The 15725-nt window shown below is 58.0% G+C and carries 16 protein-coding genes; 11 read left to right on the top strand and 5 right to left on the bottom strand.

The genetic code is table 11. The features are described 5' to 3' along the window. Positions 1 to 80 precede the first annotated feature (80 nt). Positions 81 to 932, top strand: a complete 852-nt coding sequence (locus AC07Y2_RS01300; RefSeq protein ID WP_103385312.1) for a LysR family transcriptional regulator — start codon at positions 81 to 83, stop codon at positions 930 to 932. A 6-nt stretch (positions 933 to 938) separates the two neighbouring features. Here AC07Y2_RS01300 and AC07Y2_RS01295 read toward each other — a convergent pair whose 3' ends face one another. Further along, positions 939 to 2393, bottom strand: a complete 1455-nt coding sequence (locus tag AC07Y2_RS01295; protein WP_103385279.1) for an MFS transporter — start codon at positions 2391 to 2393, stop codon at positions 939 to 941. A gap of 228 nt (positions 2394 to 2621) precedes the next feature. On the opposite strand from AC07Y2_RS01295, the gene AC07Y2_RS01290 reads away from it, so the two are divergent. After that, positions 2622 to 3380 carry an SDR family NAD(P)-dependent oxidoreductase gene (locus AC07Y2_RS01290; RefSeq protein WP_103385278.1) on the top strand — a complete coding sequence of 253 codons (759 nt, stop codon included), beginning with the start codon at positions 2622 to 2624 and terminating at the stop codon, positions 3378 to 3380. A gap of 60 nt (positions 3381 to 3440) precedes the next feature. Here the strand turns inward: AC07Y2_RS01290 and AC07Y2_RS01285 are convergent, their stop codons facing one another. Continuing rightward, a complete protein-coding gene (locus AC07Y2_RS01285; protein ID WP_074690592.1) occupies positions 3441 to 4355 on the bottom strand; it encodes a LysR family transcriptional regulator in 915 nt (304 codons plus the stop codon). A 214-nt stretch (positions 4356 to 4569) separates the two neighbouring features. Between AC07Y2_RS01285 and AC07Y2_RS01280 the strand changes: the two genes are divergently transcribed. From AC07Y2_RS01280 to AC07Y2_RS01270, 3 genes are all read left to right on the top strand, one after another. Next, positions 4570 to 5910, top strand: coding sequence for a nucleobase:cation symporter-2 family protein (locus tag AC07Y2_RS01280; protein WP_103385277.1), 1341 nt, complete (start codon positions 4570 to 4572; stop codon positions 5908 to 5910). Between the two features lie 30 nt (positions 5911 to 5940). After that, complete coding sequence (locus AC07Y2_RS01275; RefSeq protein ID WP_103385276.1) at positions 5941 to 6450, top strand: nucleoside deaminase; 510 nt, start codon at positions 5941 to 5943, stop codon at positions 6448 to 6450. Positions 6451 to 6584: 134 nt separating this feature from the next. Beyond that, positions 6585 to 7244, top strand: a complete 660-nt coding sequence (locus tag AC07Y2_RS01270; protein ID WP_103385275.1) for a carbonic anhydrase — start codon at positions 6585 to 6587, stop codon at positions 7242 to 7244. A 124-nt stretch (positions 7245 to 7368) separates the two neighbouring features. Here AC07Y2_RS01270 and AC07Y2_RS01265 read toward each other — a convergent pair whose 3' ends face one another. Continuing rightward, positions 7369 to 8592: a zinc-dependent alcohol dehydrogenase gene (locus AC07Y2_RS01265; RefSeq protein ID WP_103385274.1), complete on the bottom strand. Its 1224-nt coding sequence runs from the start codon at positions 8590 to 8592 to the stop codon at positions 7369 to 7371. A gap of 278 nt (positions 8593 to 8870) precedes the next feature. Here AC07Y2_RS01265 and AC07Y2_RS01260 point away from each other — a divergent pair, with 278 nt between their 5' ends. Continuing rightward, positions 8871 to 9347: a hypothetical protein gene (locus AC07Y2_RS01260; RefSeq protein ID WP_103385273.1), complete on the top strand. Its 477-nt coding sequence runs from the start codon at positions 8871 to 8873 to the stop codon at positions 9345 to 9347. Between the two features lie 42 nt (positions 9348 to 9389). Here the strand turns inward: AC07Y2_RS01260 and AC07Y2_RS01255 are convergent, their stop codons facing one another. Together AC07Y2_RS01255 and AC07Y2_RS01250 are read right to left on the bottom strand one after the other, a co-directional pair. Beyond that, entirely contained in the window at positions 9390 to 9905 is a 516-nt protein-coding gene (locus tag AC07Y2_RS01255) for a cupin domain-containing protein (RefSeq protein ID WP_103385272.1), read from the bottom strand. Positions 9906 to 10418: 513 nt separating this feature from the next. Continuing rightward, positions 10419 to 11132 carry a winged helix-turn-helix domain-containing protein gene (locus tag AC07Y2_RS01250; RefSeq protein ID WP_011334147.1) on the bottom strand — a complete coding sequence of 238 codons (714 nt, stop codon included), beginning with the start codon at positions 11130 to 11132 and terminating at the stop codon, positions 10419 to 10421. A gap of 220 nt (positions 11133 to 11352) precedes the next feature. Between AC07Y2_RS01250 and AC07Y2_RS01245 the strand changes: the two genes are divergently transcribed. The 5 genes from AC07Y2_RS01245 (at position 11353) to AC07Y2_RS01225 (ending at position 15691) form a co-directional block, all read left to right on the top strand. Then, on the top strand, positions 11353 to 12186 hold the full coding sequence (locus AC07Y2_RS01245) for a phytanoyl-CoA dioxygenase family protein (RefSeq protein WP_103385271.1): 834 nt from the start codon (positions 11353 to 11355) through the stop codon (positions 12184 to 12186). 13 nt (positions 12187 to 12199) lie between these two features. After that, entirely contained in the window at positions 12200 to 12616 is a 417-nt protein-coding gene (locus AC07Y2_RS01240) for a RidA family protein (RefSeq protein WP_103385270.1), read from the top strand. Positions 12617 to 12706: 90 nt separating this feature from the next. Then, positions 12707 to 13369 (top strand): TetR/AcrR family transcriptional regulator, encoded by a 663-nt coding sequence (locus AC07Y2_RS01235; protein WP_011334150.1) that lies wholly within the window; start codon positions 12707 to 12709, stop codon positions 13367 to 13369. Between the two features lie 181 nt (positions 13370 to 13550). Beyond that, positions 13551 to 15035, top strand: a complete 1485-nt coding sequence (locus AC07Y2_RS01230) for a flavin monoamine oxidase family protein (protein ID WP_103385269.1) — start codon at positions 13551 to 13553, stop codon at positions 15033 to 15035. After that, entirely contained in the window at positions 15035 to 15691 is a 657-nt protein-coding gene (locus tag AC07Y2_RS01225) for a c-type cytochrome (RefSeq protein ID WP_103385268.1), read from the top strand. The genes AC07Y2_RS01230 and AC07Y2_RS01225 overlap by 1 nt, the downstream gene beginning before the upstream one ends. Positions 15692 to 15725: the final 34 nt, after the last annotated feature.

Raw genomic sequence — 15725 nt, 5'->3', positions numbered from 1 at the left:
TTGAATCGATATTCATGAACAGCCATCTACTTGAACTATAAGCTGATCACTCAATGTTCATTTTTGTACGGGGCGAGGGCATGGACTGGAGTGACATGCGGATCTTCCTGGCGATTGCCCGCAACGGCTCGCTGGGCGGAGCCGCCAGGGAGTTGGGGGTCAGTCACCCAACGGTCGGACGGCGCTTGCAGGTGCTTGAACAAACCAGTGGGCAAGCCTTTTTCCTGCGGACCGCTCAAGGGCTGGTGCTCACGGACAGTGGCGAGAGGATTCTCGGTCTGGCGCAGGACATGGAACACAGCGCGTTGGCCATCGAGCGGCGTCTGGCGGGGCATGGTGATCAGCCTGAAGGCCTGTTGCGGATATCCTCAGCCGACTGGTTCGCCTGTCATGTTTTGTCGCCGGTTCTCAGCGAACTGGTGCACCGCTACCCGTTGATCGTTCCCGAAGTCATCGCCGGGCATCGACTGTTCGACCTTGCCCGCCGGGATGCCGACATCGCTTTCCGGATCGTGCCTTTCACCGAACCCGACATAGTGCACCGCAAGCTGACAACTCTGTCGTACGGCCTATACGCGGCTTTGCATGCCCCGACGCCGCAGCCGGACGGCGAGGGGCTTGGCCTGATCCTGATGAACATCGCCCAGTCCCATTACCCGGACGTGCAATGGCTGCAGCAACGCTATCCGCTGGCCCGCACCGTGTTCACCAGCAGCAGCCGTACGGTTCAGGCACAGATGTGCGCGAAGGGGCTGGGCGTTGCCGTTTTGCCCCGCGTCCTCGGTGACTCCGTGTCGGGACTGCGACTGCTGGATGAGGACGAGCCACCGCCAGGACGGGACATCTGGATGGGGTATCACCAGGACATGCGCCAGATGGACCGGCTGCGCGCACTGGCTGACCTTGCCTCCAGCATGATCGGTGCGGGGTAGCGCGCCTCAGGTCGGGCGTACAGCCGAGGCTTGCGCTACCGTCGCTGGCTCGCGCGCTAACGTCAGGCTTATCGCTGCCCCTACGGCCAGGCAGACGGCGATGCACAGAACAGCGATCGTGAACGCATGAGTGATGCTGACCGCCGTCGCCGGTTCTCCGAGCAAGGTATAAAACACACCGCCAATCAGTGCGACGCTCAGCGATGTGCTGATCTGCAGCGTTGCGCTGGTAATGCCTGCGATCATCCCGGCATACGCCGGCGCTACCCGGCCCGTGACCATGCGCATCAACGTCGGCAGGCCCAGCCCCTGTCCCAGACCGATCAGGAACAGGATGACCGTCAAGGAAGTGAAGGGCGGGGCGAGGGTAGTCGGTGTCACTGACACGAGCCAGCCCAGCCATAGTAACCCGACCACTTCCAGCCCCATGCCTAGCGGATTCACGTAGCCCCCGAGGACGCGCCTGAGGAGCGGAACCGACAGGGGACCGAGCAGAAATCCCGCGCCAAACGGCAGAAAGATCAGGCCGGCATGCAGTGCGCTCATATGCAATGCGCTTTGCATGTACATCGAAAACATCAGAAAAAACACACCGATTGAATAGAAGCAAAGCGCGACCAGAAGCGCTCGCCCCAGGCCCGGTGCATTCAGTACGGCCGGGGCGAGGATGGGAGTTCCTCCGGCCCGGTGCAAACAGCTCTCGTAGCGCCAGAACGCTACCGCCAGCGCAGGGCTGGCGGCCAGCGACAGCCATACCCACCACGGCCATCCGGCCTCGCGGCCTTCAATCAATGGCACGACCAGGGTGGTCAGGGTCAGCATCGACAACGCAGTGCCCACCAGATCCAGCTTGCTCGCGTGCTGCGCACGGGTTTCTTTGAGCACACGGATGCCGAACGCAATCACCAGCAACGCGATCGGCAGGTTGACCAGGAAGATCGCGCGCCATCCCATGCCCAACACGTCGACCTCAATCAAAAAGCCGCCCAGTGCCTGACCGATCACAGACGCCAGTCCAAATACGGCCCCGTAAATGCTTAATGCCAATGGTCTTTCCGACACTGGGAAAATCGCCTGCACCGATGCAAGTGCCTGAGGAGCCATGACGGCGGCGGTCACACCCTGCAAGGCGCGTCCGAGGATGAGGATCCACGGCGAAACCGCCAGGCCGCACATCAGCGACGCGGCGGCGAAGCCCAACAGGCCAAGGAAGAACATCCGCCCGCGGCCGTACAGATCGCCGAGTCGTCCGCCGGTAATCAGCGTCACGGCATAGAGCGTTGCATAGGAAGAAATCACCAGCTGCTCGGCAGAGGAGCCTGTCCCCAGATCCTCCTGCATCGAGGGCAGGGCGACGTTGACGATAAAAAAATCCAGGGGCGGCAGAAACGCACCGACGAGCAATATGGCAAACATCAACCAGCGCCGGGGTTCGGGCACTTCGATTTCGATTCGAGACATGACAGGCATCCTGTAGGGAACTCAGGTTTGACGACGACTAAAAGGCAAGGCTTCGCGCCTGCCCGGGTCAGGTCGCCGGGTCCCAATTTAGGGAATCGCTCCTGCGTTTTCGCCTTACAAAACTGCACGGCCAACGTTCATTCGTGTCAGTGCCGCGCCGCTGCGATGACGCTCACCATGGGCAGGTCGTTTCAGACATTCCCTTCATCAACGACCGAGGAGTCAGACATGTCAGGTAAATTCAGTGATCAGGTTGCCGTCGTGACCGGCGGTTCCACAGGGATCGGGTTTTCCATCGCGCAAGCCTTGATCGCCGAGGGCGCCAAACGCGTTTACATCACTGCACGGGCAGCAGACAGGCTGGAGGCGGCAGTTGCCAGACTCGGCGACAAAGCTGTCGCGGTGGTTTCCGATGTCTCGCGTCAGGCTGATCTCGACGCGCTCAAAGCGACAATCCAAACGCGCGACGATCGGCTGGACGCAGTGTTCGCAAATGCCGGGATCTGTGAGAAAAATCCGCTCGGAGTGACCAGCGAGGCTGCTTACTACGCCATGTTCGACGTGAACGTGAAAGGCGTTTTCTTCAGCGTTCAAACGCTTCTTCCGTTGATGAAAGACGCTTCGTCCATCGTCTTGACTGCCTCAATCTGCTCCAGCAACGGCATGGAAGGATTGAGTCTGTACAACGCGTCGAAGGCGGCGGTCCGATCGTTTGCACGCACGTGGGCCAATGAGCTCAAGGACCGCAAAATCCGCGCAAACGTGTTGAGCCCTGGCTTCACCCGCACACCGCTGATGGACAACGGGCTGAAAATGAGCGAGAGCGACATCGCCGCGCTGCGCCAGCACGTCGAGCAAATCACGCCTCTGGGCTATATGGCACAACCAGAAGAAATAGCCAGCGCGGCACTGTTTCTCGCCTCGGACGACGCCAGATACGTGAACGGCGTGGAGCTGATGGTCGATGGTGGTTTATCGCAAATCTGAAGGAGGGGATTGGTAAAGCTTCGGGCAGGCGTAAGGCGACTTGTTCCATCTGCATTGACCTCAAAGCGTGGTGGTCTGCCCGTTGCGATCCAGTTCATACACCTTGTTGCCCTGCAACTTCTCCTTCAGCCATCGCTCCGCCTTACCCAGCGGCCGCTGCCGCGCCCAGAGCAAATCCACACCAATCTGCCAGTCCGTATGCGGATACGCCGAGAGCTGCAGTTCCACCAGCTCACCCTTGGCCAGTTCACGCTGAATGAGCTGGCGGGGCAGGGTGGCCCAGCCGAGTCCGGCGCGGACCATTTCCAATAACGCCAGATAACTTTCGGCCTGCCACAGCTGGGTCGAACGCAGATATTCGCTGCTCGGCAGTTTACTCGCGTGGGCGCTGAAGGCCAGGCGGCGATGGACGTGCAGATCCTCGAACGTGACGTTTTCGAGTTGCGCCAATGGGTGCTGGGGATGGCAGACGTGCAGCATGATCAGTTTGCCCAGTTGCTGGAACGCCAGCTCCTTGGGGTAGCCTGGCTGTGAGAACGCCACACCGAGCACCGCTTCGCCGCTGCTGACCAGTTCACTGACGTCGCCATGGACCGGATGACGAATGATCAGGTCGACAAAGGGGAAGGCTGCTTCGAAGGCTTTGAGCACCGGCATGATCGGGCCGTACGGCGTTTCAATGGCCAGTGTCAGGCTGGGTTCTACGTTGTCCGACAGACAATCGGCGTGGGCTTCGAAGGTCATGCAGCGTTCGAGCACGGCTTCGGCCTGCACCAGTAATTTGTGGCCGCTGGCGGTGAGGGCAGGGCTGCGGTTGCTGCGGTCGAACAGGTCGACGCCAAGGTCGGTTTCGAGGTTGGCAATCGCTGCGCTGATTGTCGATTGGGTCTTGCCCAGTTTGCGCCCGGCGGCGGAAAACGATCCGCTTTTGACCACTTGGACGAACATCAACAGTTGATCGAGTGAGAAGCGCAAGCGTTGAACTCCCGGTTCGAAAATGAAGGTTTGGAGCGGCTAACGAATGCCAGATTCGTGCCATCGGAAAAAGCGATGGTTGCTAATTTGTTTCATCGCAATAAACGTTCAAATATGGCCCCGCGTCAAACAATCTCCGGGGCGGATCCACCTTTCAAACGCCCTGGGCATGCCCGCAATCTCAACAGATGCCGCACCTTCAGGAGCGTGTGAAATGACCACACAACGCATTCATCCGGTGGACGAGGTTTTGCCACTGCGACAGTTGTTCACGTTTGGCTTGCAGCATGTTCTGGTGATGTACGCGGGAGCGGTGGCGGTGCCGCTGATTCTTGGCAGTGCGATGGGGCTGACTTCGGCGCAGGTGGTGTTGCTGATCAACGCCAACCTGTTGACCTCTGGCGTGGCGACGCTGATTCAAACCCTCGGTTTCTGGAAGTTCGGCGCCCGCCTGCCGCTGATTCAGGGCTGTTCGTTCATTGCCTTGGCGCCGATGATCATGATCGGCAAGGAGTTCGGCCTCAGTCAGATTTTCGGTGCGGTGATCGCGGCGGGATTTATCACCGTTGCGCTGGCACCGGTGTTCAGCCGATTGCTGCGGTTTTTTCCGCCGGTGGTGATTGGCAGCCTGATCACCATTATCGGCATCTCGCTGATGCCGGCGGCGGCGATCTGGCTGGGCGGGGGCAATCCCGACTCGGCAGATTTTGGCAATCCCGCCAATCTGTTGCTGGGTTTGGCCACGGTCAGTGTGACGCTGGTGATCTACGCCAGATTCAAGGGCTTCATCGGCAACCTCAGCGTGTTGATTGGCCTGTTTGTCGGCAGCCTGATCGCAGCGGCTTGCGGCATGACTCACTTCAATCGGGTCAGCGAAGCGGCGTGGTTTGAGCTGAGTGCGCCGATGGCTTTCGGCGCGCCGGAATTCGCGCCGGTGCCGATTCTGATCATGACCCTGGCGATGCTGGTCATCATGGCCGAGACCACCGGCAACTGTCTGGCGATCGGCAAATTGACCGGCAAACCGACTACGCAACAAACCCTCGGCAACGCATTCCGCGCCGATGGCTTGTCGACCATGCTCGGTGGCTTGTTCAACAGCTTTCCTTACAACGCCTTTACTCAGAACACCGGCTTGATTGCGCTTTCCAACGTTAAAAGCCGCTTCGTTGTGGCCGCTGCCGGGGCAATCATGGTGTTGATGGGCCTGTTTCCGAAACTCGGCGCGTTGATCGCCGCGGTGCCGACGCCGGTGCTCGGTGGCTGCGCGATTGTGATGTTCGGCATGACCACGGTGGCGGGGATTCAGGAACTGTCACGGGTGCAATTCGAGGGCACGCGCAACGGCATTATCGTCGCCGTGTCAGTGAGTGTCGGGGTGCTGCCGATGTCCTTTCCGGCGCTGTTCGAACACGTCGGCCCGACCCTGAAACTGGTGCTCGACAGCGGGATTTTCCTCGGAGCGATCACCGCCATCGTCCTCAACGTTCTGCTCAACGATGAAAAAAAATCAACCGAAACCATCGGCGCTACATCGGCTGAACTGGCCGACTGACTTTTGTATTCCACTGCCCAGGAGTTACCCATGAATCAATTGACTGAACTCATCCCGGCTGGCATCAGCGCGCTTGATCTGACGTTACTGCGCCAGACCATTGCCTTGTCCGAGGCATCGAAGCAACGCGGTCGCCATCCGTTCGCGGCATTGGTGGCCGACCGCAACGGCAAGGTGATTGTCGAAGCGGGGAACAACTCGATGCCCCCGGAAGGTGATCCAACGCAGCACGCCGAGTTGGTGGCAGCGGCGGCAGCGGCAAAACTGCTGTCGCCGCAGGAATTGGAACTGTGCACGCTGTACACCAGCGCCGAGCCATGCTGCATGTGCGCCGGCGCGGTGTATTGGACGGGGATCGGGCGTGTGGTCTATGCCTTGTCGGAGCATGCCTTGCTGGGACTGACGGGGGACCATCCGGAGAATCCGACGTTCTCGCTGCCGTGCCGCGAGGTATTCGCCAAGGGGCAACGCAAGGTCAGTGTGTTGGGGCCGATGCTGGAGGAGGAGGCGGCTGAACCGCACAGGGGGTTTTGGTCGTAACAGGTTTTGAAACGAAGCTTGAGTGGTGTGATGTCGCGCACTCGCCTGCAACGTCTGCGATAATCACGACCCAGTGAGGCGCGAAGGCATCAAGTGCTCGTCTCGGCATCCGGAATCAGGCTTTGGAGGACTTTATGCGTGACATTATTGATGGCTTTCTGCGGTTTCAGCGCGAGGTGTATCCACAACGCGTCGAGCTTTTCAGGCAGCTCGCGACAGAGCAAAACCCAAAGGCGCTGTTTGTCACGTGCTCGGATAGTCGTGTAGTGCCTGAACTGCTCACACAGCGTGAGCCGGGTGAGCTGTTCGTGATCCGCAACGCCGGCAACATTGTGCCGTCATATGGTCCCGAACCGGGTGGTGTTTCGGCCACCGTCGAATATGCGGTTGCAGTGCTCGGCGTACGGGACATCGTGATCTGCGGCCACTCGGATTGCGGAGCGATGGGCGCGATTTCACGCTGCACGTGTCTGGATCATCTGCCGGCAGTTGCCAACTGGCTTCGTCACGCGGATGCCGCGAAAGCGATCAACGCGGCGCATGAGTTCGATACGCCACGCGACAAGCTCGATGGCCTCGTTCGTGAAAACGTGATCGCACAACTGGCAAACCTGCGGACTCATCCATCGGTGGCGCTTGCGCTTGAGCAAGGACGCTTGAATTTGCATGGCTGGGTCTATGACATCGAGGCGGGTTGCATCGATGCGCTGGATGGAGCCACTCGACGCTTTGTTCCACTTTCCGATTCACCGACCACCGTTGCCGTCGCTGCGCGCAACGGTGGTCAGATATAACGGCGACAAACAGGTCGGGACGGGGAAAATTTCGTCCCGGCCGATCGGTCCCTGGCCCGAATCAAAGACCCACCGATGACTCACAATCTTTTGATATTTCACGTCCTTTCTTTTATTCACACATTTACGTGGCCAACGCCGTGGTGTTGACATCGTGTTCCGGTAGAGCCACATCGCTATCGCCCGGCGTCAGAATGACCTTGCGGCAATCCTCTTCCTTTTTATCAAAAATTTTATAGCCCTCTGGAGCCTGTTCCAGCGACATACGATGGCTGATGATGACCTCCGGTGAGAGGCGGCCTGCCTCGATGTGATGGAGCAGCTCCGGCAGGAAGCGATGCACGTGGGTTTGACCCATTTTGAAAGTCAGACCCTTGTCAAACGCGTCCCCGAAAAGGAATCCATGTATGAATCCAGAATAGACTCCAGGGACACTCACAACGCCACCACGTCTGACAGCTGCAATACACTGGCGCAGAGCTTTGCCGCTACTTCCCTCGAGCTTGAGTGTCGCGAGAACCGTTTCCGTCGTACTGCCTTTCGCTTCAAACCCGACCGCGTCCACGACGCCGTCGACTCCCCGCATTCCTTTGGTTTGCCGAATGATCGTATCTGCAGGGTCGTCGTCTTCATCGAAGTTGATGGGAATTACGCCGTATGTTTTCTGCGCGTAAGCCAAGCGGTAAGGATGGTGATCGACCATGAAAATCTGGTCGGCCCCGAGCATTCTCGCGCAGGCTGCACTTAATAAACCGACAGGGCCCGCACCATAAATGGCGATGCTGGAGCCGTTGCCAATCCCCGCGTTCGTTACAGCCTGATACGCAGTCGGGAGGATGTCGGAGAGGAAAAGAACTTTCTCATCCGGCAGTGTCCCTGGCACTTTGAACGGCCCGGTGTTGGCTTTCGGTACACGCACGTATTCGGCCTGCCCGCCAGGCACTCCGCCGTACATATGGCTGAATCCGAACAGCGCGGCTCCCGGGGGTATCGCCTTTTTATTCAAGATCGCTCCACGCCCGGTATTTGTAGTTTCGCAGGCCGCGAACAGATCCATTGCGCAGAAGTAACAGCTGCCGCAGGCAATGACGAAGGGAATGACAACCCGATCGCCCGGCTGCACGGCGGTGACCGCTGAACCTGCCTCCTCGACGATCCCCATGAACTCATGACCGAAAATATCGCCATGCTCGACGGTTGGAATCTTTCCTCGATAAAGGTGAAGGTCAGATCCGCAAATCGCGGTTGCCGTCACTCGAAGAATGATGTCATCGCTGTCCTGGATGACTGGATCCGCAACGTTGTCGACTTTGACGCTGTGCGCGCCGTGATACGTAAGTGCTCTCATGGCGTCCTACCTCTGACTTTCACTGAATGTAAGTGGGAGAGGGCACACAGAGAGCGTAAGTTCATAATGAAAGGCGGGGGAAGTGACTGGCGGTGGTGGGCGCGTGCCTCCTCACAATGAAGAGCGCCATATAACCCTGTCTTGCCTCTCCGTCGTGATCCGCAATTAATCGAAACTTCGCCGTCTGCCGGGCGATCCAGACCTTTACATCTACCGTGCGTGCCGTTGATGCCGGCGCCTGGATGTCATACGCAATGAAAAGATGAGGTTAAACATGGATGATCGCCCTGGTGGGCGATGGCGCGATGCAGATGAACAACATGGCCGAACTGACGCAATATGCCAAACGGCTGACATCGCCGTGGGTCGGTTTCCCGGCTGCGTCGATTCTTTGCGGACTGCTGGCGGGTTTTGCTGTTGGGTTTCGTAGCCGTTTACATTGCCTGCCGTTGTTCGCGGCGTTGAGGGTCTTTGTCCTCGCGTTCGGCCTGGTGCTTGCGGTGTTGTACACGTTGATCATTCCCACCGACCTGACCCTGAAACGGCCGCATCCAGCCCAAAGAGCCAAACGACGGTTTGGTTTCAACCTGCATATCACCAGGGAGTCAGGGCGTCCTGGCGTCAAAGGTGAACCGAGGAAGTTCCGGTCAGAAACACCATTTAACATAATATACATTACACGTAACAAAGTATTACGGAGCCAGCCCGGTTGCGCACGCCATTTCGATCTCCAGCATCGCTTTCAAACGACCTGATCTTTGTTGGCTGTAGATCCCTCTATTTAAAATGTGCCGCTCTCAATCCTCGGCACGCGTCAGCTTTTCAATCAGCGCTCGATGCTGCGGATACCGCGCTGTGAGTTTCTGCCGGTTCCCCATTTCCATATCCGCGAAATCGAATCCTGATGAAACCGCTTCGCTGATCAAACCAAATCCGTTCTCGCCATTCAGCAGTCTGGAGGCTTTCCAGATTCCGCCCGGTACGTGCAATTGCAAATGTTGTCCGGCTAGAACATCGCTGCCCATCACCAACGTCTGCAGTGAACCGTCTTCAAGGATCAAGCTGTACTCAATGGCATCGCCCAGATGGAAATAATGCAGGATGTCCGAATGGTTGAAATGAAACTGGCCGACCGGTGAATCTTCGGTCAGCAGGTAGTAAATCGACGTCATCAGAAAGCGTGAGCCGCTCGTGGTTTCAAGCATGTCCCGGTGATCAGCCTGGTATGTCCTGCGGAAATAGCCGCCCTCAACATGAGGTTCAAGGTCCAGTGATGCAATCAGGTTCGACGCACTGATCTGACTCGGATTCATGGCCTGCTCCATTGATTTTCAATACATTCTGTAATAACTCGACTAAACGGTCATTTAGTCGAGTTAGTTTCTATTAAAGCTGAGGCATGCTTCCTCTCTGCCTAAAACATAACTATTCGTGTACATCATTAATGCTTAACTTTCCCGTTGCGCATGAGCTTTCAATGATCGCTTACGCTCCTCAGTCCGGATTAGAACTGCGTTTTCAGGCATAACTTTCACGGCATTAAGTAACTCGACCGTGGGGCGAGTACAGATGAAGATCAAGCTTCCATTCGCGGCTGCTCACGCCCGTTTTTCCGGGAAGATTAGCGCGGGGGCTCGGGATTCCCAGTCTGCCCCTAACATATAGAGCGGCCCTCCTGCATTTTATACATCCGCGTTTCTATTTCGTGTGAATTTTTTTACCGTGCACGAGAACGTCGCGGTATCACTGGCAGTCAGTGTGATATTTTTTAATAAGTATGTTTTAACTGGCTCTCCTGTTATCAGCACGTCCTTTTTCATACTTATCTATGCCTCCCAAGCAAACGGATTAAAAAGGTAGCCCCTGCCCCAGATCGTCTTGATGAGCTCTGGATTTCGAGGGTTGTCATTGAGCTTTCCGCGCAATTTACTGATGTGAACATCGACGCTGCGGTTGATCCCGTCGAAAGGAATACCGCGGATACGGTTGAGGATTTCGTCGCGAGAAAAAAGTGTGCCCGCCGCACTGGCCAGCAAGGACAGTAGTTCGAACTCCATGGTTGTCAGATCGATTCTCTGATCGGCCAGGCTCACTACCCGGCCACTGCGATCGATCGACAGCTGACCGAATTCGAGGATGTCGAGCGCTGTCGGTTGCTTCGTGGGGATATGGCGTCGCAGTAAAGCGCGCAACCGAGCCAGGAATACCGATGGTTTGACAGGTTTGACTACATAGTCGTCGGCACCGGATTCCAGGCCGAGAACCTGATCCCTGTCATCTCCCTTGGCAGTCAAGATGATGATGGGGATATCGAAACCATCACGAATCCGACGGCACAGGTGCAGTCCGTTCTGATCTGGCAGTAGGAGCTCAAGTACGACGATTTGTGGCTTGAGTTCAGCGATGGCCGCCAATGCCTGGTCACCCCGGCGAACCACTTGCACCGCAAAACCATGCCGGGCCAGGAATTTAGTGATGAGTTTCGCCAGCCTCTGATCGTCCTCAACTAGCAGTGTTTTAACGAGACCTGGGTTTTCCATAAAAGCTCAGCATTAGGACCTTGATTAAGTGTGTGCAGCCTCAGACCCACGGTGCGGTTGAGCGACCGATCATCAGCGAGTGATCACCGGGGCCCCGCCGCAGAGCATCTGCTTAGGCCTCCATTGATGATAACATTATTAAGATAACGTCTGTTGTGTTTAATCTTATCGCCTGCTAGCATCGAAATCGCCAAGTGGCATTTTCGAGGAGAAAGCTCTCATGCAACTCTCTGTGCGAAAGGCGTTCCTGGAAGACGGGGCCGTCTTGATCAAAGGTTTTCTGAGCAAAGATCAATTGGCCGAGTGCCGTGCAGCCTACGACTGGGCTGTTGAGAATCATGGCCCTCATGCGACTCGAATGTTCGACGGAACGGAGCAACAGTCGCACGTCGACAACGCCAATCCCGTTGCAAAGGCCCGTCTCGAAGAACTGGTGGCTTCCCTCCCCTTTGGCGAGCTATTTGCCGAGCTCTGGGGTTCGGAGAATGTGTGGTACTTCGCCGAAGAAGTGTTTCTCAAAGCAGGTGGACGCGGTTCTCGCACGCTTTGGCATCAGGACACGTCCTATCTGCCTTGGGCCGGAAACCATTGGGCGAATGCCTGGATCAGCTTTGAATCAGTGCCGAAGAAAAACGCTTTGGAAGTCGTTCGAGGTTCGCACAAAGGACTACGCTACGACGGCACCACGTTTCGCGATCCGAATGATCCGACTCAACCGCTGCATGGCGGCGATGCATTGCCACGCCTGCCGGACATCGAGGCTTTGCGGCAAAACGATCCTGAGGCATTCGAGATCATTTCGTGGGCCACCGAGCCTGGCGATATCCTCCTGCTGCATCCGGGTTCGCTGCATGGCGGCGCTCCGGTGGATGAAGCCTTCCCGGACCGTCACACCTTCGTTTTCCGTTTCTTTGGCGACGACGCCACCTTCCATCCCTTGCCAGAACACAGCGCCGGCGGTTATCCGCAGCAAGGCGTGCTGTTCACTGAAGAGCTGTCGACGCTGAAAGCGGGAGACGCCTTCCGCCACCCAACGTTCCGCCAATTAATATAAGAGGAGCACCGCCATGAGCACTCAAGACCTGCAGCGTCAGTCCTTCAACCCTGGTCACACCCAGGCGATCTACGACAACTTCCACTTTTCCCAGGCTACACGCGTCGGCAACATGATCTGGGTGTCCGGTCAGGTCGGTATCGACGAGGCCATGGTTCCGGCCGACGGCATCCAGGCGCAATCCCATCTGGCATTTCAATCCTTGCGGACCATTCTCGAAGCTGCGGGCGCAAGCCTGGTCGACGTGGTCGAGCTGATGACGTTTCATACTGATCTGCAGGCCGAAGTGCACGCCTTTGGACAAGTAAAGGACGAATATTTCCCTGAACGTTATCCAGCCTGGACCGCTGTCGGCATTTCCCAACTGGCAATGCCGGGCTTGCGCGTGGAAGTCCGGGCCGTCGCGGTGATTGGCAGCGGTCGAATCTGAACGATTGCATGATCGCGACGTGCCAAGCCAAAATGGCGTTCGCAGCCACTGTCGACTCAACGCCTTCAACCAACGGAATCACTTTCTCTCATGCATGATGCTCAAGCGCCTTCCACGGATAGTCAGCACTCCATTGACAGTGATTCCGCGCCCGCTCCACGTCGCGGTCGTCCGGTAGGTAATCGTCTGGAAAAACGCGGTGAACTGTTGACCGCAGCCATCGAAGTCATTGCCCAGGAAGGTTATGCCGGGACGTCTCTGCGCAAGGTCGCCAGTCATGCCGGGTGCACCACGGGGGCCGTGACCTATTACTTTGCCAACAAAGAAGAAATGATCACGGCGGCGGCGCAGAGTCTGTTCGACGAGTTCGACCATTTGCTGGATGCCGGTCAGGAAAAAGTCGATGTCAGGGCAATGATCGAGCAGTGGTTGAACCTGACTCAAGCCAACGACTCGGCGCGCTGGCTGGCCTTGTTTCAGATGCTTGCCCACGCTCGGCACGAACCGGTATTTGCCGACGTGATCCAGAAACGTTATTCGCGCTTCCGCGAGGATCTCGCCAGCATTCTGCGCAAGGGACAAAGCCAAGGCATCATCCGCAAGGACATTGCTGCCGATCTGCTTGCCGATCAGCTCAGCGCGCTGAGTGACGGCTGGATGATGATGCTGCCAATCGAGCCAGAGCGATTTGAAGCCAAACGCAGCAAGGCCTTGATGGATGCGGTCATCACGCTGATCAGCCCCGCTCGCTAAACCCTGCCCTCCAGCATCAACAAGGTTCGCTTCATTTGCGCAGCGAACCCTGCTTGGTCACGCCCGCGTTACGCTCATACCCACGGTTAACCGACATCGCGCCGATTTCACTTTGCTGAATTCCTGATCCGTCATATATTCACATAACATCTGTGATTATAAATAGAAAACGGAGGTGAAGATGAGTGCGGATCTCGATCAACTGTCGACGCAATCACGACAGCGACGGTTGTTATTGCAAGCGATCGGAGGCGCAGCCCTCGCCGGAGGGCTGGGTGTCACCGGGCGTGCGATGGCGCAAATCGAACCTGTAGATACCTCGATACTGGATGTGGTGATCATTGGCGCAGGGCTTTCCGGGCTAACCTCCGCCAGAGACCTCCAGGCCGCTGGCTGCGAGTCTTTTGCCGTGCTTGAAGCCCGCGACCGCGTCGGTGGTCGCACGCTGAACCATGATCTGGGCAATGGCGTGATCTCCGAAGCCGGTGGCCAATGGATCGGCCCGGGGCAAACGTCGATCGCCGACTTGGCCAGACAGCTCGATGTCGCCACCTTCCCCACCTACTACAAGGGCAAGGCGGTGTATCTGATGGACGAGGTCAACATCCAGGAAGATCTCAGCGACGGGCCGAATTCCAATACAGAAGTCGTCGCAAAACTGAACAAGCTCGCCGAAGGCGTCCCCAGCAAAGCGCCGTGGAAAGCCAAGGACGCGGCTGAGCTGGACAAACTGTCGATCGGCCAGTGGCTGGCCGGTCAAGGCATCAGCAACGTCGACAAGATCGGCTTCAACATGTCCGTGAGCCTCACCTTCGGTACCACGCCGGCCGGCATGGGACTCCTGCATTACCTGGCGATGATCAACTCGTCGGACTGCCGCCTCGAAAAGCTCGAAGGGGTCCAGGGCGGTGCGCAGGAATCTCGCCTGGCTGGCGGCTCGCAAATTCTCAGTTTGAAGATGGCTCAGGCGCTGGGAGATAAAGTCCGGTTGGCGTGCCCGGTGCGCAAGATTGTCGGATGGGATCGTGATGTCGTCGAGTTGCACACCGATCAGGGCATCATCCGCACGCGGCAGGTAATTGCTGCACTGAGCCCGGCGTTGTGCAATCAGATCCTCTTCGATCCGCCCCTGCCGTCCGGGCGTGCCGAGCTGCAGCGGCATTGGCCGGCCCATGCACCGATGCGCAAGACCGTGCACGTCTATGAGCGCCCGTTCTGGCGCGACCAAGGCCTCAACGGGCAGATTGTGCCAGTGGAAGGTCCGCTGATCTGGGCCTTTGACAACTCCCCGGCGGACGGCAGCCTGGGTGTGCTCAGCGGCTTCGTCAGGACCGGCCAATTACCCCATGACCCGAAAACGGCGCAGGACACCCTGTCGGCGATTTACGCCCGCGCTATGGGCGAACAAGCCCTGCACCCGATTCAGTTTCATGATCTGGACTGGGGCAAGATCGACCCGTGGAGTTTGAGTTGTATTTCCCCTATGCCCCCCGGTTTCTGGACGCAATGGGGCGAGTACCTGACGCCGGCGGTCGGTCGCCTGATCTGGTCGGGTACCGAGACTGCGGAAATCTGGGCCGGGGCAATGGACGGTGCGGTCCGCGCCGGACATCGCGCGGCAATGGAAGTGCTGCAGGCGTTGCTTCAACCACGGAGGAGCGCCTGATGAAGCGGACTATGGTGTTTGGAGTCATCACCGTGAGCGCGGCGTTGGCCGGATCAATAGCGATTTACGGGCCGGAACTGTGGGCGGGCTATCGTTTCATGCAGGCCGTGGATCAGCACGACGCTGCGTACCAGGCCAACGGCGGTGCGTGGCCACAGTTGCAGGACACCTGCGCGCTTTGCCATGGCGCCAGCGGTCAACCCCGCGACGCTCAATACGCAGCGCTTGCAGGGCAGCCTGCGGCATACATCGAAAACCAGTTGCGCGCGTTTGCCGAAGGGCGTCGCCACAGTGCCCAGATGCAGCCGCTGGCGGCCAATCTGACCGACGAGCAGATCAAGCGCCTGGCCAGTTATTTTGCCGAACAGCGACCAGGCGTGACTGAAGTCCCGGCCAAGGATGATGCGCTGGACCAGCGCGGTCAGCGTGTGGTCGCCGCCAATGGGTGTGCAGCCTGCCACGGTGAAAAACTCTCTGGCGGCCCCCAGGCTCCGCGTATCGCCGGACAAGGGCAGCTTTATCTGATCGATCAACTGAGCGCTTTCAAACGTGGCCAACGCATCGATCCGACGCAGGCCATGAATGCCATGGCGGGCACCCTGTCAGATGAGGACATCAAGGCCGTGGCGCAGTATCTGGCCAAGCTGAACCCTTGATCCTGCCCGGGCAAGGATGCCCACCGCCCTACCC

The organism is Pseudomonas sp. GW456-12-1-14-TSB6, assembly GCF_059424205.1.
The sequence above is the reverse complement of the archived record's forward strand: the minus strand, read 5'-3'. Positions and strand labels throughout refer to the sequence as shown.